Origin of the sequence: Mesorhizobium sp. M0208, from assembly GCF_040322015.1 — a bacterium.
In the GTDB taxonomy this organism is placed as follows: Bacteria; Pseudomonadota; Alphaproteobacteria; order Rhizobiales; family Rhizobiaceae; genus Mesorhizobium.
In genome coordinates, this window is record NZ_JAMYSP010000044.1 from 21,457 (window position 1) to 46,570 (window position 25,114).

Here is a 25,114-nt window from a genome sequence, read left to right on the forward strand (position 1 = left end):
CCCAAACAGGTGAACAGAAACAGCGCCGACACAGTGCTGGCGAGATCGCTTGCCGAACATCCCGAATATCTGGTCGCGCATCCCGGCAGGACGTGGGCGGACAGCGAAACTGCGAGGCGGCGTTGGACGATAAACGGCGACTTCACCACGCTCAGGCCGACCGGAATAGCTCGCTACGCCAGCGAGGTGACCATGGCTCTCGACGCCCTCATTTCGGAAGGGCACCCGCTTGGTCGCGATCTGGAGATCGATCTCGTGGTGCCGCGTCCGCTTTCCGAACCTTTCCGCCTCAACGCCATCTCCACCCGAGTCGTTCCCGAATTCAACTTGCCGCGACTTCCCCAATTGTGGGTGCAGGCGCAGTTGCCCTGGCACGTGCCCGGAGGATTGCTAAGCTTTTGCAACCTCGCTCCCATCGTGCTGAAGCGCCAGATCGCGTGCATCCATGATATGCACACTAGGCTCATGCCGTCGAGCTACGGGCGGGGTTTCAGGTGGGCGCACCGACTGATCTTGCCGGCACTTGGCAGGCGAGCCGCCCGCATTACGACGGTCTCGCAACTCTCGCGCAGCCATCTTGTCAAATTCGGGATCGCGCCAGCGGAAAACATCGTCGTCACTTACAACGGCAGCGACCATGCCAAGAGATGGAATGCAGCAAGATCGTCACTGACCGTGGACCGCGGCAGGCCGTACGTCCTCTGTCTTGGAAGGCGGGACCAAGAATACAAGAACATGGGGCTTCTCGCCAAGCTGGCCCCGCTCCTCGATGGGATGGGTCTCGATCTCTGGATGCCCGGCGATGTCAATGAGAACACGGTCCTGCGGTACGTCCCGGAAATGCCCGGGAACATCGTCCTCCTTGGCCGCATAGGGGACGACGACTTTAAGAAGGCGCTCGAAGGCGCCCTGTGCTTCCTGTTCCCGTCACGGATCGAGGGTTTCGGGCTACCCGCCGTCGAAGCGATGGCGTCGGGCTGCCCGGTCGTGGCCTCGACCTCGCCGTGTCTTCCCGAAATCTGTGAGGATTCGGCTCTCTATGCCGATCCCGACGACGTCCATTTGTGGGCCGAAACCGTCCGCCTGCTGATGCTCGACCCAGCGTTGCGGGAGCGGTTCATCACCAAGGGATACGCCAGGGCGAGCAGTTATTCCTGGCGATGGATTGCGTGGAAATACCTCGAACTCATGATACAGGTCGACGCTGATTTTGGGGAGTTCCGCAATTGACCGGCTGGCAATCTGCGGCAAGCAGAGCCAGGAAGCCGAAAACAGTGAAGGGCTAGCGGGAGAGCCAATTGGCAAGCCTCGACGTCGTTATACCGTGCTACAACTACGAGCATTTTCTGTCCGAGTGTGTCGGCAGCGTGCTGTCCCAGGATGTCGAACGCCTCAGGGAGATCATCATCGACAACGCTTCGACGGACGATAGCATCGGGGTGGCAAGGTCTTGCGGCACAGGACCCGAGGGTTGAAGTCGTTTGCCACGAGAAAAACCTTGGGCGCAACGTCTCCTTCAACGAACCCATCGACAGGGCCGAGGCCGACTACTTCATGAACCTTTGCGCCGACGACATTCTCGCAGCAGACACGCTCGGCCACGGAGCGAAGGCGCTCAAACGCGCAACAGCGGCCCTTCCGGAAAAAGTCGGAATTAAAGGGATCCGGCAGATAAGAGTCGCAGGATTTTTGCCTTCCTCGTGATCTTGCGCCATGGGTGGATCCAGTTGAGCCTGTTTTTTGTCCGCCGCCTATGCGAAATTCCCGCGCGCATCTGAGCCTCAGGCGGCTTCGGCGTTTTCACATCGCAGTCTACGAGCAGCAGCTCTGCCATCCGGTGGAATCTGTTAAAATACTCGTCCCAAGGCCATCCCGGCCTATCCCAAGGCTTTGGCCCGCCGGTGAAGTGCCAAATTGCCGGCGCGAACCCGTTCCTACGCGGGTCGAGGACCATCATGTGCTCGCTCTGGTAGTTGTATGTGAGCGGCAGCATATCAACGCGGCCGTAGGCGGCGTGATTCAGCGCGCTCTGATCTGACGAGCGGCAGCGTTCAGGGTGCTCGAATAGGAATTCCAGCGCCTCCGGAACGATGCTGTTCCAAGCCTCGCGCGACGTGTAGATCACACCCGAATTGAAGTAGCTGTCTGCATCGCAGTCCAAGCCGTTCAGGTAGGCGAGCTCGTGCTTCTTGCCCCGGCTTTTCTCGTCCATGAACATGCGCATTACATCCGGGGCCGCCATGATCCTTCCGGGGGAAGGCCGCACAGCCAAGAGGCTGTCCAACTCTCCGTCGACCATCGTGTCTCCGTCGATGTAGAAGAATCTGTCTATTTCCTGGTCGAGCAACCCGTCGAACCAGAGCCGAGCCAGTGCGATCGCGGGCAGATATCTGTCGCGGTGGAACCGGGTTGCTTCCTCGAGCTGAGATAGATGAGCCGCCTCTATCCTGATCTTGGTGCCCGCCACCGCATGGTCGAACTGGCTGGCCCATCCGGGATCGGAATTGACCACGAATATATAGACCGGCACATCAGCCGCTGTGTGGTGATCAGCCGAAAGAGCCGCCGAGAAGGTCGGCAGCAAATAGTTCTCGTTACAAATAAGGACTATCGCAGAGCCTTTTGTTTCCGAAGGAGTTGCTGACAGAACATTCTCCTATGCGCAAGCCTCATTCACCCGGGCGGAGCTTGGCTCGCCGGAATACCGGGATGGTCTTCATTATCTCGTCAAAGAGCGGATGTCGGGTAAGAATCAATGCTGTTGCCCATCCGCTCAACGCAAACAATCCCGCCCCGAATGCCTGCCCGAACAAAAGGGCGAAGCCGGAGCCTGACAAAGCGATCACGGACAGCGGAGCAGCCGCGCTCGCCATGGCCACGACAGCGCTTCTCCATAGCGCTGCAGCGATGTCCCAGTCCCAGCCTGCGCCGAACGAAGCTCAAGGCAACGTATGCCTGGAAAGGAAGGTCACCAGCATGCACCAGGCGGCCGCCTGCAGTCCGCCGAAGATCACGGCTATGGACAGGAGAATGCCGGAAAGCGGGAAGACGATCAGTGCGCGGATAAACAAGTCGCATCCACCGCAACCACACCGGGTAATTGAGTTCGAAACTGAAGGAGAAGAGGAGCGCGACTGCGACGACTTGCACGAGCGGAGCGACCTCGATCCATTGATGACTGAGCACGACCACGACGGGGTAAGCCAGAACCGAAAGCACGAGGAGAGCGGGCCAGCGGAGTGCGGTGACAAGAGAAAGGGCGGCGAGATACGGGCCCTTCAAATCCCTGCCTTGCCTAACCTCGGCGGAGAAGGCGGGCAGCACGACCGTCATGGCACCTCCGAGGACCAGTTTGTCGGGTATCTGGCCGATCAAGAGGGTTCTGCTGAACAAGGCTGCCGTATGCGGTGACACGAGGCGCCCCAACAGGAGTAGGGGCAGGGCGTCAAAGATGCCGTAAAGTATGGCGACAACGCCGTTGTATCCACCGAACGAGGTCATTCCGCGCCAGTTGACCAGGGACGGCTTGAACATCCAGAAATGGGGTCGCAAGGCGAGGGCGACGCCTGCGGCAAGACCGCTGCCGATCAACCAGCCCCAGGCGAAGCTCATGTAGGTGAAGCCCACCAACGCCAGCGCGATTGTTGCCGCGGAACCCGTCGTGGTCCCTGTTATGTTGATGGCCGCTACCTTGCCGAAGGATTTCCCGCCGCAGGAGAGCGTTGATCAGGATGAATGAGGCGTCGAGGAAAAGGCAGATCGAGATGACCCGTAAGTAGGAAACAAGATTCGGCTCCCCGTAAAGCGACGCCACGCCAGGGGAACGGCGACAAGAACGGGTCGCGCTGGATGAGGAAGTTCGAACTGGAGAACTCCCTAAATGGACATGACAATCGCCAGGATGGCCATGCCGATCACCGAGACCTGATCTCCTCGGGCGTCAATATTCGCGAGACTACGGCTGCAGTGACAAAATTCGTAACGAGCAGGACGTAGCGTTCACCTGTGCTCATAAGGAGTCGCGTTTTACAGAAAGCATGCGTGCCCTTCTTCCCCAACAGGCCGGGCGCGGCCGCCTGGATGCGGCACGGATAGTCCGACACACCGGTTGGAAGGTCATGCCGTCTAAAAGGCTAGGGAAGGCCCCCGTCTAAAGGAGTAGCGGTGCAAAACGCAGCCCCCTATCTGCAGTCGTCGAGTGGACGGCCGATTTCCCCCGGAGGCCGCGATGCCCCCAACACGCGGACCTGCTTTTCCCGATCCGACGACAAGTGCGTAGCCGACGACACCGATCGCGAGATGGCCAGAAAGGGGATTGAGTGAGGAAAGGCAGGGAAGCCGAGTAGCGGACCAACATTATGATTGAGTTTTGCACCAGCCCGCCACCCTCCGGCAACATAGCGGTTGCGTGCTTGAGAGCTGGCCAAGGCAGACGCTGTCGAAAAGCCATGCCTCGGAAAGCATGCTTGCCCTTCTTCACTCCAAGGCGATTTCGGGGAGTTCGACAGTTAAGCGGCTGCCAGTCCGCGGATTGATCTCCAGGAGAGCACGATGAACGAATGGACCGACCCGCACGGACCAGACGCCGCGGGCCTGCCGGCCACCCTATCAGTCGTGTGTTCTTTGCCTGCCCGCTCCGAGTCACATCGCTCCGTCAATCCAACTAAGGCTCGAGAAGGCCCTGCCTCCCTACGCCATCTATGAAGGCGGCTTGTTTTCAGCCACCTGGCCTACCTTGCCGAGCCAGGACAGGAACGGGCCATAGCACGCATCGTAAGAAAAGAGATTGGCGAAGACACGGGCAGTACCTTCGGATTTCTGACGCCGGAGTTCCGTATTGCTCAACAGCGCGATGACCGCCTGCGCGAAGTCTGCAGCGCCGTTAGCGACGATCGCTCCCTCATCGAGTTGATGGGCGTCACCGGCGTCCACCCCTATTGAGGTCGTCACGAGGGGGCGGCCGTAAGACATGGCTTCGGCCACCTTGATCTTGACGCCGGCAGTACCGGATACGAGCGGAGCCACGACAAGCTGGGCGCGTCGATATTCGGGACCAAGGTCCGGGAGCGGCCCCACACGCTCGAGGCCGTCCGCCTCCGGCGTAGCCTCACGCGTGGAGGCAATGGTTCCGACGATCCGAAACCTTGCCGTGGGGCAGAAGGTTCGAACCGCTGGCCAGATCTCCGACAGGAACCACGAGAGCGCGGCACGATTCGGGTCTGTGGCATTCCCAACAAAGAGGACGACGGGCTCATTGCTTTCCGGCGGCTTTTCGTGATTGCTGAAGCCCATGCCGAGAGGGATCACGTGTCTTACCCCGAGTCGGTCGCGGGCGTAGGAAGCGTCATCATTGCTGTTGAAACCGACGCACTCCGCCGCGTTCAGCGAGTGGGACAGTCTCTGCTCCTCAGCCAAGATTTTGCCCGCGCCATGGTTTCCTCCAGCCTCCCAGTGCGACGCCCCACTGCGGTGCTGAAGATGGCCAACGAGCGAGAAAATCCTGTGACCGTTGCGAGAGAGAGAGGGAGCGAAATGTACCGCCTCATGGAACAGTATGACTGCGTCCGGTCTCAGTGCATCGATACGTTCCAGCACCCACTGAATTTCTCCCTCGGGACATTCCGTCCCTGGGGGAACCGGTGCGGCTCTCCGTCCGAGGAACGATCCGGCCAGATTTCTGAGGCCAAGCAGTTCTGTGGATAGAAATGTCCTCCGGCCCAACCTGATGCTTTTACGAACCTGCCACGAAAAATATTCTTCTATTTCATATGCACTCCTGCAGATTGGGCTCCTTCGTCCGCGCGCTATGTCGGATACATACCCGTGTACCTCGTGCCCGGACTTCAAAAGATGTTGGCCGAAGGCCTGAATATAGGCACCGTCCCCGCCGAAGAAAGCGTCGTACGGATAGCTATGGACGATTGCTATAGCAGCCATGTCCTACCCCTAGGGGCTTCTCTCGGGCAGTAAGAGTTTCGCCGCCCGGCGCCAATCTATCCAAAACGTCAGGCGATCCGAAGGCGTGTTTCCACAGCCAAGACATTCATCCTGCGCGCCAAGCCTCGCCATTGCCAACTGCCTCAAGCGCCGGCCCGCGCCTCGCCTCGGAAGCTCAGCAGCACATCCTGGAACAGCTTGATCTGCCCCAACACGAACAGCAAGACGAATCCGTAGATACTGGTCAGGACCACCCCTCCCGCCACGAGCCGCAGAAGCGAAGGAACCTCCGGGCCGAGATAGCGCTGGACTGCCAGCGCACCCGCCGAGGCCACGATGCCGGACATCCACGGCCTCATGATCGTCCGCAACAGATCCCCGACTGAAACCGGCGTACGATGCAGGCTCCACGCCAGGTGGGGATAGAGCCAGAGCAGCAGCGCCGTCGAGTAGCTCAGAGCCACTCCCTCGGGGCCGAAGGAAATCCCGACGCAGTAGGAAACGATGACGAGAGGGGCGATGGCAAAGGCCAGATACAGGCTGCGCTTCTGCCTGCCGGTCGAGATGAGCAGCCAATATGTGGGGTTGATGATCCCGAACACCAAGATGGTAGGGGTGAGCAGCCGGAAGATAGTCGCCGCCTCCGTCCACTGCGAGCCTAGCACCACGGTGATGATTTCGTGTGCGAACAGGAACGAGAACATTGTGATGGGAACCGTTACCGCGATGACGATCGAGTATCCCTTGAGGTAGAAGTTCCGTAACCGCGCGGGATCATGCTGCATCCGCGATAACGCCGAGAACAGTACCGCACCGACGGCGCTGTTGATGGTCGCCGTGGGAATGCCGATCAACTGGAAGGCCCGGGCATATAATCCAAGTGATCCGGCGCCCCAGAACCGCCCGAGAAGGACTTTCTCGGCATTGTAGCCAATATAGACGACAAGGCCGTTCAGCGTGACAATTCCACCGAAATGCAAGAGCGAGCCGATATTGGCGCCGCGCCGAGGGAGTCCAGGAATCCACCCAGTGGCGATCCAGTAGCCCAGGCTGCTGACCGCCGGTGAGATAAGGGTCGGGGCGATCAGTGCCCAGTACCCATCGCCACGGAACGCCAGCAGCACACCGGCCATGATGCCCAGGCACAGGGCGCCTGTATCGATTCCGCTCAGGGTGACATAACGCAGATTGCGCTCCAGCAGAGCGGCATGCTGCACACCGGCCGCGTTAAGCAGGAAACCTGGAGCGATCGCGATGGTGATCCAGAGCAGGCGCGGCTCATGGTAGAAGGTGGAGATGAGGTAGGCACTTGCGGCGCAGACCAGTGTGAGGAGGATCCCTACCAGTACATTGATCCAGAACAGGGCCGAGACCTGCTCGAACGAAATCTCATGCCTTTGGATGGTCGCGGAGGAAAGCCCGGCGGTGGTGAAGACATCCAAAATGCCTGTGAGTGCCACCACCATCGCGACCAGACCAAAATCGTTAGGGCTGAGCAGGCGTGCCAATATGGCAATGTAGCCCACCCTGAGCATCAGGTTCGCGCCCTGGCTCACCATCCTGGCAACGCCACTTTGAATGGCTTCGCTCTTAAGGTTACGGCGCTCGCCTTTCGCGGTCGGGGTCTTGTCGGTCATGTATCACTGGCTGCATGTGCGCTTGGCTCCGTTTGAGCGGTCTGCGCGTGCCTTCTCTGATCAGTCATGTCGCCAGAGGCCCTCTCGAGCCATATCTCTCGCCACCAAGGATAGATGGCTCTTGGGCACTGCATCCGGCAATCGCTATACCGCGAGTTGCACCAGACTTTCTCCAAGATAACGGCCGGCCCTCTGAGATTGGTAAGAAGTCCGGTCTTTTCATTAACGAACGTTGTCACGCGTGATCTGACTTTGAAGATATGACCGCAATAGGGAACCATCTCCGCATCGAAAGTAAGACCCTGGCTCTTGTTGTCGGCATCCAAGGTCGCGAGGATTTCTTCATAGGATCTAACCCTGATCAACTCGCCGGGTTGGAGATCAAGCTTGACAGTCGGAACCGGCTGGCCGGCAGGGATTGATCCCCGATATCGCGGGAAAGGAACGCCACCATAGAGGCGCTGCACCTTGTCATAAACCCAGCTGACACCCAAGGACAACCTGGTGAGGCCTAAACGGCGCGTGTAATGATAGCAACTGAATATCGTTGCATAGACGAACCCGGCGAAGAGGCGCCATGCGCCGGCATTTCCCGATGCATAGTCTTCCGCATATTGCCGAACATCCCACCAAGGAAGAGGGGTAGTCGCCTCCAGAAGTTCTGTGGCTTGGCATGAGTATCTCGGACCACCCGACAAAGGCTGATTCTTGGCGCGCGCACCAGCCAGCACATCGCTTTCTGTGCAACCCTTTCCGTCCGCCATCTTAGTCGGAAGCGAGACAGCCCCATTCGAGGACGGCGAGTCCACAGGCTTAAGCCATGCCTCCTTCCAGAAAACCAGGCACGCCGCCTGACAGCCTCCAAACGCGTTGCCGTCGCACCTCAGTTTTTCAAGATGGATGACGCCGGATAACTTACGTCCGCCAGCAAAGTTGATCGTGTCACATGTCTTGTGCGCGCGCTTGTAAACACGAAAGCGGAGGCCACAATATCGAAACATTTGTGGCATAAAAGGGAGCTTCTCAAGCCGACCATTTTTGTCGAGTGTACGAAGGATTTCTTCCTTAGACCGCACCTCGACCCAGTCTCCGACCCTCAGTGACATGCAGCACCCCCGTTCACAGCGCGGTCCGGAACAATGTCATTTGCCTAGTGTCAAAACCATACCATCTCTAGACTCTGACAGCCGGCCCCGAATTAGCGGTAGCTACCCTCCACTTTTGATTGAGTGGACCAGTAGCTATCCTATTGTTACGATGCAAACGTGGGCCCACGCAGAAGCTTCCTGACCACCGAAAGCGGCTCGGTGCGAAGATGTCGGATCGCTAGTGCGGAGCGGTTTCCCGACGCTGTGCAATAATCTGGAGTGTGCTCATGCCCAGCGTCGACGTAGTCATTCCGAACTATCAGTTCGGGCGCTTCCTGCCCGGCTGTATCAAAAGTGTGCTGTCGCAGGATGTAGAGAATTTGCGCGTGCTCGTCATAGACAACGCGTCGACTGATAACAGCCTCGAGGTAGCCCGTGCTTTAGCGGCCGCCGATCCGCGGATCCAAGTTATCGCCCATCCGGTCAATGTCGGGCTTATGGCCTCCATGAACGAAGGCATCGACCAGGCGAGAGCGGATTACTTTATGATACTTTGTTCCGACGATATTCTTGTGCCCGACAGTCTGTCACGTGCCATCTCTATAATGGAGAAACATCCTACACTGACCGTCGCGCAAGGGGGGGCACAAATCCTTAATGTCGAGAGTGCTCTGCCGACCGAGTTGACCGCTGCAGAGCCGCCGGCTTGGACAATTATTTCTGGATCAGAATATATAGAGGATGTCTGCCGCCGCCCCTTGCAACGGCCGGTCGGGTTCATATTGGTACGAACGGTCGCGCAGAAACGTGCAGGCTATTACATCAGGGAATTGCCGTTCACCAATGACCTTGAGATGCTGATGCGGCTGGCCAGTATCGGGGATGTTGCTGAGACAAATACTATTCAGGGAATTCGAAGGGAGCACAGGAGCAATATTTCGAGCGCTTACTGGCAGGACTTCAAGCTTAGACTGGATTCCGTGTATATGGCCATCGAGACCTTCTTATCGTCCTACAGCATGGTCAAAAACCAATCAGGCAAGTTGCTTATGCTCGCGCGAGTGAGTTTGGCCTGTGATGCCTACTGGTCGGCCGTATCACATCTGATCCGGGGTAGGTATCGTGAGGCCTTTGGTCTGTTCAAGTTCGCCTTCAGCCTGTCGCCGCATTTGGCAGTCCTCCCTCCCGTTGCTCATCTTTTCAGGAGAAAGGATGTTCTCTCTCGGATCCGAGTGGTATTCTCCGAGGTATTTGAACGGGCTGATAAGAGAGGTCGTGCCGCCTCGTATGGACCAAGTATTAGTGCAGCGGACCAGAGTGCCAACCGCAAGCATTGCACAAAAACAGAGACTTGAAGTACCCCGCGTGAATCTTGCCAGGCGCAACGCGCTTTTAAAGAGATCCGGCAGACAGAAATCGGAGAATCTTTCACTTCCTCTGCGTCCCGCTCGGATAGTCTGACAAACCGGGTGAAGGTCATGCCGTCCAATAGGCTAGGGAATGAACACCGTCTAAAGGTCATGCCGTCCAAATAGGCTAGAGAATGAACACCGTCTAAAGCGGTAACGAGAGCTTCCACTCAACCGTATGAGCAAATTGCGCCCAGCGTACGCAATCCCCACTATCCCGAATTTCGAAGTGGGGTAGGGAGGCCCGTGTGCCGTGTCGTTTCGTCTTGCAATCGCTGCGGCCTGCCTGCTCGCAACAGCTGCGCCTGCATCCGCCGATTTCCTCTGGGGCATCAATGGCCATCCAATAGTTTCCTATCCGGGCATCCCGGTCGAAAGGCAACTCGATTTCATCAAGGATCTCGGCCTCAAATCGTACCGGGTCAACGTCACGGCAGAGGACCAGGTAGATAGCCTTGCCCACCTTGTCGAAGCGGGAAAGACGAGAGGGATCGAGATCCTGCCCCTCATCACGCCCGGAGTCGACCTGGACAAGGACAACCCGGACGAGCTCTACGGGAATGCCCGGAGACTGGCGGTCACCCTCGGCACCAGGTTCAAGAACGACATTCGGGTTTGGGAACTCGGTAACGAGATGGAGAACTATGCCATCATCAAGCCCTGTGAGAAACGCGACGACGGCTCGCAATATCCATGTGGATGGGGGCCGGCAGGAGGAACGGGAACGCTCGACTACTTCGGCCCGCGCTGGGTGAAGGTGAGCGCCGTCCTCAAAGGCCTGTCCGACGGCATGACAGAGGTCGACCCGGGGATCAGGAAGGCTTTGGGCACCGCCGGATGGGGCCACACCGGCGCGTTCGCGCGGATGAAGCACGACGGGATCGCCTGGGATATCTCGGTCTGGCACATGTACGGCGAAGATCCAGAATGGGCTTTCCGCGAAATTTCTGGTTATGGCAAGCCGATCTGGGTCACCGAATTCAACAATCCTTCCGGAAGTCAGCGCAGCGAGCGGCAGCAGGCCGACGGTATCAAGCAGGCAATGACGCGGCTTCGCGAACTCAAGGAGAAGTACAAGGTCGAGGCCGCACACATCTACGAACTGCTCGATGAGACCTACTGGGCCCCGAGCTTCGAAGCCAATATGGGGTTGGTGAGGCTCGTGGGTCCCTCCGATGGCAAATGGGTGACCGGTGAACCGAAGCCTGCCTACAAGACGGTACGGGACTTCACCCGCGGTCCTTTGCCGATGACCAAGCCGCATCGGGACTGCGACACCGAGACCATGGCTGCAGACCAGTCCACGCAGGTGCGGCAGGCAAGTTTCGTCTACTGCCTCATCCTTGGCCACAAGGGCGACACGGCCAGCGTGAATCAATGGTCGGCGGCACTTGAAAGCGGAGACACCAAACTCGCCGACATGATCATGGAAATGATGCGCTCGGACGAATACGAAACCAGATATGCCACGATCGGCCTAACGGACCGCGACTATGTCGGTTTTTTGTATTTGCTGCTTCTGAACCATCCCGCGGACGGTTACGGACTGGAAAGCTACGCCCGCCAGTTGCGTGCGGGCTCCATGACGCGTGAGGCCGTGGCCTTCGGAATCATCACTTCGGCGGAGTTCAAATCCAGGCACGCCGCCATCCGCGAAACCTCCACGGTGCCGAACCCTGAGTGAGCAGAGCCAATGAGCGCCATACGTGAGCCACGGGAGGTCGCGGCCTTGCCACGACCGCAAGGCGAGGCAGCGGCAACCGCCGGCGGCAGGGAACCGGGCATCGCCATCTTGGGCCTGTTCGGCTGCGGCAACCTTGGCAATGACGGCTCGCCCGAATCCATGCTCTGTTCCTCAAGGAGAAGCGACCCAACGCGCGGCTCTTCTGCATCTGCCAGATCCCCGAAGCCGTAGCCAAAACTTTCGGCATCGAAACGCTCCCGATCCGGATCGCGAGAGGAGAGGGGATCGCCGGCCTTCTCGACTGCATTTTCCTGAAAATCCCCCGCAAGGTGATGGATTTCCTCCGTGCAGTCCGGCACATCCGCAAGGCGAAAGTCATAGTCGTGCCTGGAACGGGAATCCTTGACTATTTCGGCGACCGCCCGTTGGGCATGCCCTTCGACGTCTTCAAATGGTGCCTTGCAGCGCATCTCGCGGGAACGCGCATTGCTTTTGTCAGTGTAGGTGCCGGGCCGGTGGGACATCGCCTCAGCCGATGGCTGATAACAAGCGCGGCCCGCATGGCGGACTACCGGAGCTACAGGGACACTGCCTCGAGGGAATTCATGGCAAGCGTCGGCGTCGACACCAGCCGGGAGTCGATGGATCCCGATCTCGCTTTCACGCTGCCCGTTCCGCAATCTGCCAATGCCGACCCTTCACACCCGCTCACGGTCGGTGTCGGCGTAATGAACTACCGCGGCTGGTGCGGTTTCGAGGAGCGCGGGCTGGGCATCTCTGAATCTTATTTGCCAAAGTAGCGATATTCGTCACCTACCTCCTGGCCAGCGGCTACAATGTCCGCCCTCGCACAGGCGACGAAGGTGATACTCCCGCGGTCGAGGCGGTCCTGGCGGCCCTGGGCGAAACTGATACCCAAGGGCTTTCGTGCCCACCCGTCCATTCCCTTCGCGACGTCTTCGGCCAACTCGCCCTGACCGATCTCGTGGTGGCGATCCGCTTCCAGTATTGTGGCCGCCCTGATGGCGGGAAAGCCCGGGATATCACTGGGCTATGCGCTGAAGAACGACCAATTGCCCGGTCAGAGCGGTTCCGTCAGAATTTTGCCAGCGCGTCGAAAGCTTCGATGTCGAAATCTTGATCAGGCAGTGGCTTGTGGCGATCGGGAAAGAACATGCGCGCAGGGTCCGTAACAGCGTCGAAAAATTCAGGGAGAGCCTCGAAGTCCAGCACGAATTCCTGCTCTCGACCATCCTTTGACGGAAAAGCCGTCGAAAGGACTAGGGGCTCACCGCCCGAAAGAGGTAGCCGACGGTAAGGCTTCGTCCAACGGGGCATCCTGATCGCCCATTGGCGTTCTCCCCCACTCCTCTCAGCCCACGTAGCCTCTGCGTGATCATATCCGCCCGAGAAGAGGTGTGCGATGAAAGTCATAGTAACCGGTCATCAAGGCTATATCGGCTCGGTGATGGTGACGATGCTGCTCCGTGCTGGGCATTCGGTAACAGGCTACGATAGCGACCTGTACCGGCGCTGCACCTTTGCTTGGGGAGGAGAGCAGGCTTCCGTCCCGTCCATCCAAAAGGACGTCAGGGACGTGCAAGCGCGCGACCTCGAAGGATTCGACGCCGTCATTCACCTGGCGGCTCTTTCCAACGACCCGCTGTCCGACTTCGATCCAGACATCACCTACGAGATCAATCACAAGGGTAGCGTCCGCTTCGCGAAGGCGGCCAAGGAGGCGGGCGTGTCGCGCTTCCTCTTCGCGTCATCGTGCAGCAATTACGGACAGGCGGGCGACGGAATGGTCGACGAAACGGGCGAGCTCAAGCCGGTTACGCCCTACGGCTGGTCCAAGGTGCTTTCCGAACGGGATATTTCCGAACTGGCCGACAGCAGCTTCTCTCCGACCTATTTCCGGCCCGCCACGGCCTACGGGCTGTCGCCCCGGCTCCGCTTCGACATTGTGCTGAACAATCTTGTCGCCTGGGCCGTTACCAGAGGGGTGATCCTCCTGAAATCCGACGGGACACCGTGGCGGCCGATCGTCCACATCGAGGACATTTCCAGGGCGTTTATTGCCGGACTGGAAGCACCGCGCGAGATCATTCACAACGAAGCCTTCAATGTGGGTCGGACGGATCACAATTACAGGATCCGCGATATAGCCAAGATCGTCGCCGAGGTCGTGCCGGGCTGCCGACTCGAATTCGCGTCCGATGCTGGACCCGACAAACGATCCTATCGCGTCAGCTTCGACAAAATTGCGCGTACCCTGCCTGCCTTCAAACCGCAATGGGATGCGCGTAAGGGTGCCGAGCAGCTTTACCAAGCTTACCGCAAGTCGAATGTTACTCTCGAGGAATTCGAGGGGCCCCGCTTCCAGCGCATCGGCCATATCCGGTACCTTTTGGCCAACGGACTTTTAGTCGGGCGCATGCGGGTCGCTGAACGTTCGACAACGCTGGATGTCGCAGCCGAGTAATCGGAATGGAACACCTGAACCCCTACGGACTCGGGCCGCCGCCGTCTTCTTTCGGCGTTGGCCAGGAAATCTATGCCTTGGTCGAACGTCTCTTTCCGATCTGCAGGAGCATCACCGGAGACGGGGTGCGACAAACGCTGGATATCCTATCGGGACACGTTGAATTGGAAAGGCACGAAGTGCCCACCGGGACGCAGGTGCTCGACTGGACTGTTCCGAGGGAGTGGAACATCCGCTCGGCGAGCATCACCGGCCCGGACGGGAAAACGGTCGTGGATTTCGCCGACTCCAACTTGCACGTCGTCAACTACAGCGTACCCTTCAAGGGAGTCCTGCCGCTCGACGAACTGCGGCCGCACATCCATACGCTGCCTGAACAGCCAGAGGTGATCCCCTACCGCACCTGCTATTACGCCCCGGCATGGGGCTTCTGCGTTGCCTACGAACGTGTCGCCAAGATGCCCGACGGGCTCTATCGCGTGGAGATCGATGCCGAACTCAAGGACGGCAGTCTCACTTACGGCGAATACCTGCACTGCGGGCAGACGGAGCGGGAATTCCTTCTTTCGGCACACATCTGCCACCCCTCACTGGCCAACGACAACTGTTCAGGCCTGGCCCTGCTGGCAACCCTTGCTAGACGCCTGAAGGCAAGGAAAACAAGATACAGCTACCGCTTCCTGTTCGCTCCGGGCACGATCGGCTCGATCGCATGGCTGTCGCTCAACGAGGACCGGACACATCTGATCGACCACGGTCTGGTGCTGTCATGCGTTGGCGATGCCGCTAGCCCGGCATATAAGCGCAGTCGTCAGGGCGACGCCTTCATCGACCGTGCCATGGCCCATGTGCTCGGGCAGGAAGCAGGGGCAACGTTGATGGATTTCTCCCCTTACGGCTATGATGAGAGGCAATATTGTTCGCCGGGCTTCAATCTTCCAGTCGGCATGTTTCAGCGAAGCGTCCACGGCACCTTCCCCGAATACCACACGTCGGCGGACAATCTCGACTTCATCGGCCCGGAGCACCTGGAAGACTCCTTCCGGATTCTGACGGATGTGATCGACATCGTCGAAGGGGACTGGACGCCTTCGAACCTTTTTCCCAAGGGCGAACCACAGCTCGGCAGACGCGGCCTCTACGCAGCCCTGGGAGGGCAGAAGTCTTCGGGAGCAACCTCGATGTCCCTGCTTTGGGTGCTCAATCTCGCCGACGGACAGCATTCGCTTCTTTCCATGGCGGAGTGCTCGGGTCTGCCATTCAGGGAATTGGCCGCCGCCGCGAGATTACTGTCAGATCACGGTCTCCTGGCCGAGGGGCCTCCATGAGCGCTGTTGAACCTTTCGCTTCCAGTCTTTCGGTTCATTAGGGGACCGGCTTCTTGACCAGCGGCCACGTCCTGTCTTTCTCCGACATGGAGGTCGGCATCAAAGGCCAGTTTATCGAAATGGCGGGGTCGCTGTAGCGGACGCCTTTCGATGCGTGGGGTGTATAGAACTGCGATATGAGATACGAGACCTCGGCATCGTTCGTCAGGGTCTGGAGCCCGTGGGCGAACCCGGCAGGGATGTAGACCTGTTTCATGTTTTCGGGCGTCAACTCGAAACTCAGCCAGCTGTAGCGCGTCGGCGAGTTCAGGCGCAAGTCCACGACGACATCAAAAATCGCGCCGCGGACACAGGAGACAAGCTTTACCTCGGCATACGGATCCTCTTGATAATGCAGCCCCCGGAGGGTTCCCTTTTCGACCGAATGAGCGCGGCTGTGCTGGACAAAGCGCGTCGCCAGCCCGCAATCAGCCATTTCTTTTTCGCAGAACAGGCGGGTGAAGGAACCGCGGTCGTCAATCACCGGCGTCGGTTCGATCAGCCAGACACCCTTCAGCTCCGTTTCGGTAAACTGCATGTCAACCTTAGCCCCAGTTGCCGGGTAAGGACCGGCAGTCCAATTGTTGGCATCGCCCGCTCGGGCTGGAAGAGCTACCTAAGTCTTAGGTGGCTTCTCCGATGGCGGTATGCCGGGCCGGTCGCTTACCCGATCGAGGGTCTTGGCGGCTTCACTGCCCCTACGGTTTGCCTATTAGGATTAAGGCAACCCAACGGATTGGCAAATCGAACCCGCGCGCGCACCGTCCTAAGCTGCCGCTGCCATAAAAGAAGCACCTCCTGCGGAGCGCGGCGGCAAAGGTTCTTGGTCAGGCCAATGGGTCTCCGTCTTTTCAAACCGGCGGGACAGGAGCACGGAATGAACATTCAGGCTGTCGAAATCGTTCGCGAGCATAACGGGGCACGCCGGACTGCCAGCTGCAGACTTTGCGGATCGCGCCTGTGCCACACGCTAGTTGATCTAGGCATGTCGCCTCCTTGCGAGGGCTTCCTGCGGGCCGACCAGCTCGACCAGATGGAACTCTATTACCCGCTCAAAGTACTGGTCTGCGACAGCTGCTACCTGGTGCAACTCAAGGAGTACATGAGCCCCGAGACCATCTTCAGCGAATATGCCTACTTCTCTTCCTTCTCGACAAGTTGGGTAGCCCACTCGAAAGCCTATTGCGAGGCGATCACGAAGCGGCTTGGGCTTGGAACTCACAGCTTTGCGGTGGAACTGGCAAGCAACGACGGTTACCTGCTGCAGCACTTCCTGCCGCTCGGCGTTCCCGTGCTTGGCGTCGAGCCGGCGGCCAACGTTGCGCGCGCTGCAGTCGAGAAGGGCGTGCCTACCCGAGTCGACTTTTTTGGAGCGCGGCTGGCAAATGAAATGGCGGCCGAAGGGCTTCACGCCGATCTCATCATTGGCAACAACGTCCTGGCGCAAGTGCCGAACCTCAACGACTTCGTCGCGGGAATGAAAATCCTTCTCAAACCAGAGGGCGTAATCACTCTCGAGTTCCCGCACATCGAGCGGCTGATGGCCGAGAACCAGTTCGATACCATCTACCACGAGCATTTTTCATATTTCTCGCTGCTGACGATCGATCTGATGGCGGCCCGCCACCGGTTGCGGCTCATTGATGTCGAGGAACTGCCCACCCATGGCGGCTCGCTGCGTGTTTATCTCGCCAACGAGGTCAGCAGCTGGGCCGTGGATCACAATGTCGGCGAACTCCTCGACCGTGAAAAGAGGCACGGGCTGACTGTAATGACGACCTACACCTCCTTCGGCTACAAGGCGCAGCGCGCGAAGCGAGATCTCCTAGCGTTCCTGATTTCGGCTAAAAACGAAGGCAAGAGGATCTGCGGGTACGGCGCGCCTGGCAAGGGCAACACGCTGCTCAACTACTGCGCTATCGGCACCGACTTCCTCGATTTCACGGTGGACCGCAATCCATATAAGCACGGCCGCTTCACGCCGGGCATGCACATCCCAATCAAGCCCATCGACGCGATCGATCAGGCCAAGCCAGATTACATCCTAATCCTTCCGTGGAACCTGAAGGACGAGATCGTCCAGCAGATGCACCATGTCGCCGCTTGGGGCGCGAAATTCGTGGTGCCAATTCCTTTCGTGACAGTGATCGATTCATCGGAGTTACCAAGATGAAAGTCATCCTTTTCTGCGGAGGCCGCGGGACCCGGATCCGGGACTATTCCGAAAGCATACCGAAGCCGATGATTCCGCTCGGCCAGCAGCCGATCCTGCGCCACGTCATGCAGTGGTACAGCGATTACGGACACGACGAATTCGTCTTGTGCCTGGGCTACAAGGCAACCGTCATTAAGGATTTCTTTCTGAACACCCGGCCACAGACCTTTTCCGATTGCGTGGTCACGCATGGTGGCCAGGACGTGAAGCTGCTTGGCGACATCGTCAAGGACTGGAGCATTACCCTGCTCGACACGGGCATCTGGCGCAACATCGGAGAGCGCCTCTGGGCCGCGCGGGATCACGTCAGGAACGAGAGGATGTTCCTGGCCAACTACTCCGACGGCCTGACCGATGTCGACCTCGACGATATGATCGCGAAGTTCGAGGCCAGCGGCAAGATCGGCTGCTTCCTTGCCGTGCACGCGCCGCTGACATACCACTTGGCCGACATCGCGGAAGACGGCCGCGTGCGCGAGTTCCGCACGACGGAAACGTCGGAGGTCTGGATCAATGGCGGCTACTTCATATTCCGCCCCGAAATCTTCGACTACATACGCGACGGCGAGGAACTTGTTCTCGAACCCTTCGGACGACTCATCGCTGACAACAAGCTGATGGCGTACAAGCACGAAGGGTTCTGGCGTTCGATGGACACGCTGCGCGATTGGCAATCACTTGAAGACATGGTCGAAAAGGGCGACATGCCCTGGAATATGAAGGTCACCGCCGAGAAAAACAGGCGCAATGTGCTGCTGGCCGTATCATGAGGGGGCTTGGCCTCGCACGTCGCGGGGAGGAACTCTCGATCCTCTGCCTTGGTGCCCATTCCGACGACATCGAAATCGGTGCGGGAGGCACGATACTCGGCCTGATCGCGTCGGGCGTCAAACTAGACGTCCGCTGGTGCGTGCTGAGCGCAGGCGGTCGACGGGTCGCGGAAGCCAGGGCTTCGGCCGAAGCGTTCCTCGAAGGATCGAGCTCGTCCACGGTCGACGTTGCGGATTTCGAAGACAGCTACTTCCCTGCCCATAGCCGATCGATCAAGCAGTGGCTGACGGATGTAAGATCACGGGTTGATCCCGACGTGGTGTTAACCCACGCTAGGTTCGACGCCCATCAGGACCACCGGGAGGTTAACCAACTGACCTGGAACGTCTTCCGCGATCATCTAGTGCTCGAGTACGAGATCCCGAAATGGGATGGCGACCTTTGCCAGCCCAATGCCTACGTGCCGCTCACGGCCGACGTGCTGAAGCGCAAGATCGAGCTCCTCTACGAACATTTCGGGACGCAGCGCTCCAAGGACTGGTTCGACCGCGAGACATTCGCCGGGCTTGCGAGGTTGCGCGGAATGGAATGCCGAGCACCAGAGCATTTCGCCGAGGCCTTCACGCTCCGGAAGATCAAAATTCTTTAGCAGTTGGCCCATATTCTCCTGTGAATAAGGGTGGATCAACGAATTGATCGAGTGAAACAGCTTGTATTCACCGCCTGAGTTGATAAGAAAAAGAATACATACATTAAATATACCGAATTTTTACTACCATTTTGAATTTGAGGGGTTCACATCAAAATGGGCAAAGCAAAAATAGCTTCTGGATTGTCGTTCAGCGAAGTCCGGATCGGAACGGTCGAGGGCGGAGAAGCCGGAGTTCTGGTGTGGAAACGCGACCAACTGGTGGCGGTCCTTACCCAGATCGACGAGGAAGTCTACTCCACGAAAGGCAAATGGTTTCTCGAGACGGGGTTCGGGCTGCTGAGCGGGCAGCACAAGAATTTCGACACGATCGAGGAGGCCATACGATGGGTTGGCAGACACACCTATCCCGAGCCTGCTTAGACTGCAGATTGAGCGGCCGATTCCGCGGCAGCAATTAACCCGACTTACGCTCAACTGGGCAAACTGACGATCGTGCCGAAGACCCATGACGGAGGCCCTTCGACTTCCGGGACCCAAGGCAGGCAGCATTATGCCTGGGTCACTCTTGAGCCAGAGTTCCTTCCGCGAGGAGATCGTTGACCTTGTAGGCGACTTCCGTGCGGTTGGTCGCCTTCAGCTTCTTCATGATATTTCGGATGTGGACCTTCACGGTGCTTTCGCGCAGATTCAGTTCGTAGGCGATGATCTTGTTCGCCTTGCCGCGCCGAAGCGCTTGGGCAACCTCGGCCTGCCTGAGCGTGAACATGCCTGTCAAAGGCTGCGTGTCGCGACTGCCCGAATCTATCAGGTGCCGCATGGAAAGGACACTGCTCGCTGGCACGAAGATGCCGCCCGCTGCCGCAAGGTTGATAGCCTCGACACAGACGTCGATACCGACTGAGGTCGGAATGTAGCCGCGTGCGCCGCATTCGAGAGCGGTCAGTATCTGTGCAAGCTCTTCGGTGTCGGCCAGGATGACCACAGGAACTGATTTGAACTCGGACGAAATATGACTGATCTCGTCTGCGATGCCATGATCGGTGACCTTCCGGCCGCCAAGGTTGAAGAGTATGGCTGCAAGGGGAAGGGCCGAACCCTTCTTCACGCGCCATTCGCCGATCGAACCCATGGCGACGACCTGCATGCCGAGATCGTGGTCCACGAGAGCCGATGCGAGACACTCGCGGTCTAAGGCTCTTCCGTCTAGGATGAGGAGACATTCCCTGCCTGCTTGCCCGCGGACGCTTTCCGTTCCGTCGGACGGAACTCCTGACCGATTGGCCGAAGTGTAGTTATGCAGTTCTGCTGTGGAATCCATATCAATACCCACTCTTTCCCGAACAAGCCGCCTTGCGGCGGCCGATATAGTATCCTCATTCCCTAGCATTGAAGGTTTGATACCACGCCTTGTGAAAGGTCGAGGCTCGATTACCCCACTAAACCCTTTTGCAGTTCTCCGCCCTCAGCGAGACCAGCTTGGGAAGTGTAAGGTTTATTATTAAGCAGTCTCTAACATAGGTTGTCTTTTCATAATTTTCAGACAATCCCATGCCGAGCTGGACTGCAATCTGGCTGAAGACGCAGGCATGGACCGCCGCAGGCACTAGCGATCGACGTTCGACTGCCTGCTGGCGATGGCCAAGCGGCCCAACGCTTTAGCTCGAGAACGCTTGGTCTACCCGTACTATGTGGGCACTTGCAGATATTTCGGCAGTGCGCCGGTCCTCGCGACAGACCGTGTTGCCGTCGCGGCTGCCGCCGTCGAGACATACGCGGCCCTGCCAGGTATGCGGCGCACGACCAGTTGTCCGCAAACGTCGTGTCTCCCAGCGGAAAATTTACTGATGGCCGATGCGCTGCCGCTCGAACAGAGATACCCGTTACCTGAGATACTCTTTATCGAATCCGGCTGTTTCAACCAGCTTCTTGCGGTTGATCACCTCTACATGGCCTGACTTGAAAGAGACGAGATCGGCCTTGCGAAGTTCCCTTAATGTTCGGTTGACGTGAACGGTGGTCATTCCAAGAATGTCGGCCAGTTCATTTTGGGTAAGGGGACAATCATATCTTCCATGGGCCGACAGCCCAACCATGGAGAGCCTCTCCTCCAACTCGAGCAGGAAATGGGCCGTGCGCCTCATCGCGTTCCGCCGCCCGGTATTCATAAGATGTTCGGCAAGGATGGCGTTCAGGCGGGCCAGGGAGTAGGCGATCTTCTTGCCGAGGCGGCCGTCCGACAAGATCGCCTCTACCAGTTCCTTACTGGAAATTTCATAAACGGCTAGTTCGGTTAGGGCCGCCAGTGACGCTAGACGGGGTCCGTCCGCACCACGGAAACCGACAATGTCCCCCCTAAGAGGAGTGTCGATGATCTGCCGTTCTCCGTCCAGTAATCCCTGGTAAAGGATGGCCCAACCCGATTTTACGATGAATATCTCGCTGTTGTCGTCATCCTGGCGGCATATCACCGAATGGGGTTTGTAGATTTTTGCGGTAACACCGAGAAAATCGTCGTTGCCCCACTCGTTCTTTGACAATGTCCCCCCTATGGGATGAGAGCTTATGAACTGCAATAATGTTTGCATGGAGTATCACGAGGTTGCTTCTATTTCCCATCACCTTCAATGTAATCTCCATTATCTCCCGGATAATTTCGACAGAACGACCTCTTACCCTAGGGGCAGGCTGGCCCACTGTCCTCGTCTGTTTGAATGAGGTAAACTGCGTCTAGCTAGGGGTGCTGCAAGGGCGGTTAAGCCTCCGAGTATCCACCGTAAGGAGGAGTGCCTGCCGCGTCCTGCAGTTGCGGGATCTTAGGCTACGCCCTTTGGCTCTCTTGCCCGGAATACCCACCTGCCGAAAGATGAGCCGTCGGACAGCGTCCTGCGTGCGCACACCAGGGCCAAACCAAGCGGGAGGGCCGATCAACAATGCAGGTCTCTTTACCGGGCTTGCTGGTGTGCGCGGCTATTTTGGTCGTTGCCTACTATTCCAGGGGAATGCTGATCATAGGCCTGATAGCTTCCCAGGCGTTCGGCGCGACGGCCCTCATGACCCTGACCTTTTTAGGTGGATCATCTCCACTGATCTACACCATGTTTGCGGCCCTGCTCGTCATGGCGGTTACTGCAAGGCGTCGCATCTGGTTCGACCTTGGCAGCGTATTCGGAAGCATCCGCCCTGTTTGGGTTCTCACGAGCCTCATAGCGTACGCAATCATCGGAGCATGGCTGTTTCCAAGATTCTTCGCAGGACAGACCGCCGTCTTCGTACAGTCGAAAACCCGCGGCGCCGTCGTCGAAGCTTCTCTCGCGCCGGTTTCGGGCAACGTTTCCCAGACGGGCTACTTCATTCTTGGCGGGCTCACCGCCATCGCGCTTTGTGCGCTGCTGCTGCACTCCAACAGGATCGATCAGGTCCGCCGCGGCTTCTTTCTGTGGTGCGGTCTGCACACAGGCATGGGGCTGGTCGATTTCATTGGCAAGAACGCTGGGGCGGGAGATTTGCTCTCCCCGATCAGAACCGCGAACTACGCCCTTATAACGGAGGCGGTCGAGGCAGGATTCGTTCGGATCACGGGACCTTTTTCGGAGGCCTCTTCCTTCGCTGGCGTTTCCCTCGCCTGCTTGGCATTCTGCTACACGTACTGGAGAAAGACTAAATCACGCCTTGCCCAGTGGCTGGCAGGCGTCCTGCTCTTCCTGACCATTCTGTCGACATCATCGACCGCCTACGCTGGTCTGATTCTCCTGTGCATTCCGGTCGCCTTCTCGACGTTGCTTTCGGTCCTCAGGGGGAAGGTTCAGCGCGAGGAGATACTGATAACCGCGCTAATGGCCACAGGCGTGGTGGCCATAATAGGCATCAGCCTCTACAATGCCGAGGTCCTAGAACCGTTCGTCAAGCTAATAAACGCCACCATTATCAACAAGGCGGATTCTGCCTCCGGCGAGGAGCGCACCTACTGGAACATCAAGAGCCTGCAATCCTTCCTGGACACCAGTGGCCTTGGCGTCGGTTTCGGCAGTTCGAGGGCATCGAGCTGGCCGATCGCAGTTCTGTCCCAGCTTGGCGTCTTCGGATCGCTCCTGATGACCATCATGCTCGGTGTCGTCGTCCGCGGAATGGGCCGGGTACGCAAATGGGTGGACCCGGAGACCGATGCAGTCGTGACGAGCGTCAGAAACGCTTCCCTCGCCAGCATAGTTGCCGGCTCAGTGTCAGGTGGCGGCGCCGATCCAGGCATTCTCTTCTTCACCGCATTTGCCGTCGTTGCCGCCACGAGGACGCATGCTCGGCGCACCATGGCAGTAAAACGATCAAACTGGCTACTGATCAAGCATAGCGATCAACAAGCTCGCGACGGTGATGGCGAAGCGGTCTTGGCGGAGGCCTCCGGCCGAACTGTGGCGACGATGGGCGCCGGAAAGCGTGCAGGCACAAAACCTTTTGCGATGAGCGGCTTCGCAGCAGGCAATGGCGGCGTCGTGTGGGACAGTAACCCGGGCGCCCCCAGGGACAAGCGTGCTACCAAAAAAGCAAAGCCGTCCCAGCCCCACCGGAAAGCTGCCTCGCGCACTGCCGAGGCAAGAATGCCGGAGTTCATCGCCCCTCAAATGTGCGAGACCCTGTCCCGACCCCCTGGTGGGCGCGAGTGGGTCCACGAGATTAAGCTCGACGGCTATCGAATCCAGCTGCGTGTTCAAGCCGGCGCCGTCACGCTGAAGACGCGCAAAGGCCTGGATTGGACCTACAAGTTTGCGGCAATTGCAAAAGAGGCGTCAAGCCTTCCCGATGTCATCATCGATGGCGAGATCGTGGCGCATGGCGAAAACGGAGCGCCGGATTTTTCCGCCCTACAGGCCGCTTTGTCGCTGAGGAGAACCAATGACCTTGTCTTCTTTGCCTTTGACATATTGTTCGATGACGCTGGCGAGTTGCGGCAAATGCCGCTCTGCGCCCGGAAGGAGCGCCTGAAACAGATGCTAAGCAATGTTCATCATGGGGAGGGCAGTCAGCTCGTCCGTTATGTGGAACACTTCGCAAATAGCGGTCATGCGGCCCTGCGAGTTGCGGGCATCATCTCGAAGAAGATCGATGCGGTGTACGTGTCGGGCAGAAGCGATGGCTGGGCGAAATCAAAATGTCGGTCTGGCCATGAAGTGATTATCGGGGGGTGGTCATCCACCAACGGCAAGTTTCGGTCGTTGTTGGTTGGCGTCAATCGCGGTGACCATTTCGCCTACATTGGCCGGGTAGGGACGGGCTACAGTAAGGCGAAGGTCAAGCAGCTTCTCCCACGTCTAAAGGCTGCCGAGGCTAAGACGTCGCCCTTCGCCGGCAATGGAGCCCCAAAAGAAGATCCGGCCATATTTTGGACCAGACCGGAACTTGTTGCAGAAATCGAAATGGCGGGCTGGACACGCGGTGGCAATGTTAGGCAGGCTGCGTTCAAAGGTTTGCGCGACGACAAGTCAGCAAAAGACCTGGGAGCCGAACGCCCCGCCTAGGCCGGAACATCGAGGCGCCGAACCCTCAAAAAAGGCAAGTAGTTAAGCCGGCTGGCCGGCACAGGGCCTCATGCATAGGAGACGAGCCTCATGGAAGATACCTGATTTGTTGGTTTGGATATTCACAAACAACGGATTTCGATTGCGGTGGCGGAGAGTGGACGCTCCGGATCTCATGAGATCCGGGTTCCGATGAACGGCTTTTCCGTGGCTCTGTTTGGGCGCTCCAACTTGAGAGCGTAGTCATTGCCTCTATACTAAGGCCGCTGACAACTGACGTTGCCCCCAGTTTCTATCCAGTTTTGAGTTCGTTTCCGGCGTGGGTTGTGCCCTGCTGGGCGGGTGAAGCGACGGGCGCT

At 58.4% G+C, this 25,114-nt stretch carries 20 protein-coding genes and 1 pseudogene; 12 read left to right on the forward strand and 9 right to left on the reverse strand.

Features of this window, described 5'->3' with window-relative positions; genetic code table 11:
• Nucleotides 1-192 precede the first annotated feature (192 nt).
• Nucleotides 193-1,230 (forward strand): glycosyltransferase family 4 protein, encoded by a 1,038-nt coding sequence (locus NKJ17_RS29135; RefSeq protein ID WP_352507542.1) that lies wholly within the window; start codon nt 193-195, stop codon nt 1,228-1,230.
• A gap of 137 nt (nt 1,231-1,367) precedes the next feature.
• Nucleotides 1,368-1,704, forward strand: a pseudogene (locus tag NKJ17_RS29140) (glycosyltransferase family 2 protein).
• Here NKJ17_RS29140 and NKJ17_RS29145 read toward each other — a convergent pair.
• The 5 genes from NKJ17_RS29145 to NKJ17_RS29165 form a co-directional block, all read right to left on the reverse strand.
• Complete coding sequence (locus NKJ17_RS29145; RefSeq protein WP_352691216.1) at nt 1,655-2,647, reverse strand: glycosyltransferase family 8 protein; 993 nt, start codon at nt 2,645-2,647, stop codon at nt 1,655-1,657. The pseudogene NKJ17_RS29140 and the gene NKJ17_RS29145 overlap by 50 nt on opposite strands.
• Before the next feature lie 80 nt (nt 2,648-2,727).
• Nucleotides 2,728-3,681, reverse strand: coding sequence for an oligosaccharide flippase family protein (locus tag NKJ17_RS29150; protein WP_502906578.1), 954 nt, complete (start codon nt 3,679-3,681; stop codon nt 2,728-2,730).
• A gap of 1,017 nt (nt 3,682-4,698) precedes the next feature.
• Entirely contained in the window at nt 4,699-5,595 is an 897-nt protein-coding gene (locus NKJ17_RS29155; protein WP_352691193.1) for a glycosyltransferase, read from the reverse strand.
• A gap of 485 nt (nt 5,596-6,080) precedes the next feature.
• Nucleotides 6,081-7,574, reverse strand: coding sequence for a lipopolysaccharide biosynthesis protein (locus tag NKJ17_RS29160; protein WP_352691195.1), 1,494 nt, complete (start codon nt 7,572-7,574; stop codon nt 6,081-6,083).
• A complete protein-coding gene (locus NKJ17_RS29165) occupies nt 7,571-8,680 on the reverse strand; it encodes a hypothetical protein (RefSeq protein WP_352691197.1) in 1,110 nt (369 codons plus the stop codon). Before NKJ17_RS29165 ends, NKJ17_RS29160 begins: the two co-directional genes overlap by 4 nt.
• Before the next feature lie 269 nt (nt 8,681-8,949).
• Between NKJ17_RS29165 and NKJ17_RS29170 the strand changes: the two genes are divergently transcribed.
• The 3 genes from NKJ17_RS29170 (at nt 8,950) to NKJ17_RS29180 (ending at nt 12,555) form a co-directional block, all read left to right on the forward strand.
• Entirely contained in the window at nt 8,950-10,017 is a 1,068-nt protein-coding gene (locus NKJ17_RS29170; RefSeq protein WP_352691199.1) for a glycosyltransferase family 2 protein, read from the forward strand.
• A gap of 307 nt (nt 10,018-10,324) precedes the next feature.
• Nucleotides 10,325-11,755 carry a DUF4214 domain-containing protein gene (locus NKJ17_RS29175; RefSeq protein ID WP_352691200.1) on the forward strand — a complete coding sequence of 477 codons (1,431 nt, stop codon included), beginning with the start codon at nt 10,325-10,327 and terminating at the stop codon, nt 11,753-11,755.
• Between the two features lie 215 nt (nt 11,756-11,970).
• A complete protein-coding gene (locus tag NKJ17_RS29180; protein ID WP_352691218.1) occupies nt 11,971-12,555 on the forward strand; it encodes a polysaccharide pyruvyl transferase family protein in 585 nt (194 codons plus the stop codon).
• Between the two features lie 295 nt (nt 12,556-12,850).
• Here NKJ17_RS29180 and NKJ17_RS29185 read toward each other — a convergent pair whose 3' ends face one another.
• The gene (locus tag NKJ17_RS29185) at nt 12,851-12,988 is read right to left on the reverse strand and encodes a hypothetical protein (RefSeq protein WP_352691201.1); all 138 of its coding nucleotides are present in this window, start codon (nt 12,986-12,988) and stop codon (nt 12,851-12,853) included.
• Between the two features lie 190 nt (nt 12,989-13,178).
• Between NKJ17_RS29185 and NKJ17_RS29190 the strand changes: the two genes are divergently transcribed.
• Together NKJ17_RS29190 and NKJ17_RS29195 are read left to right on the forward strand one after the other, a co-directional pair.
• Nucleotides 13,179-14,240, forward strand: a complete 1,062-nt coding sequence (locus NKJ17_RS29190) for an NAD-dependent epimerase/dehydratase family protein (protein ID WP_352507549.1) — start codon at nt 13,179-13,181, stop codon at nt 14,238-14,240.
• A gap of 5 nt (nt 14,241-14,245) precedes the next feature.
• Entirely contained in the window at nt 14,246-15,568 is a 1,323-nt protein-coding gene (locus NKJ17_RS29195) for a DUF4910 domain-containing protein (RefSeq protein ID WP_352691203.1), read from the forward strand.
• Between the two features lie 37 nt (nt 15,569-15,605).
• On the opposite strand, the gene rfbC is transcribed toward NKJ17_RS29195, so the two are convergent.
• Entirely contained in the window at nt 15,606-16,145 is a 540-nt protein-coding gene (gene rfbC, locus NKJ17_RS29200; protein WP_352691204.1) for a dTDP-4-dehydrorhamnose 3,5-epimerase, read from the reverse strand.
• A 339-nt stretch (nt 16,146-16,484) separates the two neighbouring features.
• On the opposite strand from rfbC, the gene NKJ17_RS29205 reads away from it, so the two are divergent.
• The 4 genes from NKJ17_RS29205 (at nt 16,485) to NKJ17_RS29220 (ending at nt 19,665) form a co-directional block, all read left to right on the forward strand.
• Nucleotides 16,485-17,780 carry a methyltransferase domain-containing protein gene (locus NKJ17_RS29205; protein ID WP_352691206.1) on the forward strand — a complete coding sequence of 432 codons (1,296 nt, stop codon included), beginning with the start codon at nt 16,485-16,487 and terminating at the stop codon, nt 17,778-17,780.
• Nucleotides 17,777-18,592 carry a sugar phosphate nucleotidyltransferase gene (locus NKJ17_RS29210; RefSeq protein ID WP_352691208.1) on the forward strand — a complete coding sequence of 272 codons (816 nt, stop codon included), beginning with the start codon at nt 17,777-17,779 and terminating at the stop codon, nt 18,590-18,592. The genes NKJ17_RS29205 and NKJ17_RS29210 overlap by 4 nt, the downstream gene beginning before the upstream one ends.
• A complete protein-coding gene (locus NKJ17_RS29215; RefSeq protein WP_352507554.1) occupies nt 18,589-19,242 on the forward strand; it encodes a PIG-L deacetylase family protein in 654 nt (217 codons plus the stop codon). The genes NKJ17_RS29210 and NKJ17_RS29215 overlap by 4 nt, the downstream gene beginning before the upstream one ends.
• 156 nt (nt 19,243-19,398) lie before the next feature.
• On the forward strand, nt 19,399-19,665 hold the full coding sequence (locus tag NKJ17_RS29220) for a hypothetical protein (RefSeq protein ID WP_352507555.1): 267 nt from the start codon (nt 19,399-19,401) through the stop codon (nt 19,663-19,665).
• A 139-nt stretch (nt 19,666-19,804) separates the two neighbouring features.
• Here NKJ17_RS29220 and NKJ17_RS29225 read toward each other — a convergent pair whose 3' ends face one another.
• Together NKJ17_RS29225 and NKJ17_RS29230 are read right to left on the reverse strand one after the other, a co-directional pair.
• Entirely contained in the window at nt 19,805-20,563 is a 759-nt protein-coding gene (locus tag NKJ17_RS29225; protein ID WP_352507591.1) for a LuxR C-terminal-related transcriptional regulator, read from the reverse strand.
• 562 nt (nt 20,564-21,125) lie between these two features.
• A complete protein-coding gene (locus tag NKJ17_RS29230) occupies nt 21,126-21,782 on the reverse strand; it encodes a Crp/Fnr family transcriptional regulator (protein ID WP_352691209.1) in 657 nt (218 codons plus the stop codon).
• A gap of 393 nt (nt 21,783-22,175) precedes the next feature.
• Between NKJ17_RS29230 and ligD the strand changes: the two genes are divergently transcribed.
• Entirely contained in the window at nt 22,176-24,755 is a 2,580-nt protein-coding gene (gene ligD / locus NKJ17_RS29235) for a non-homologous end-joining DNA ligase (protein ID WP_352691211.1), read from the forward strand.
• Nucleotides 24,756-25,114: the final 359 nt, after the last annotated feature.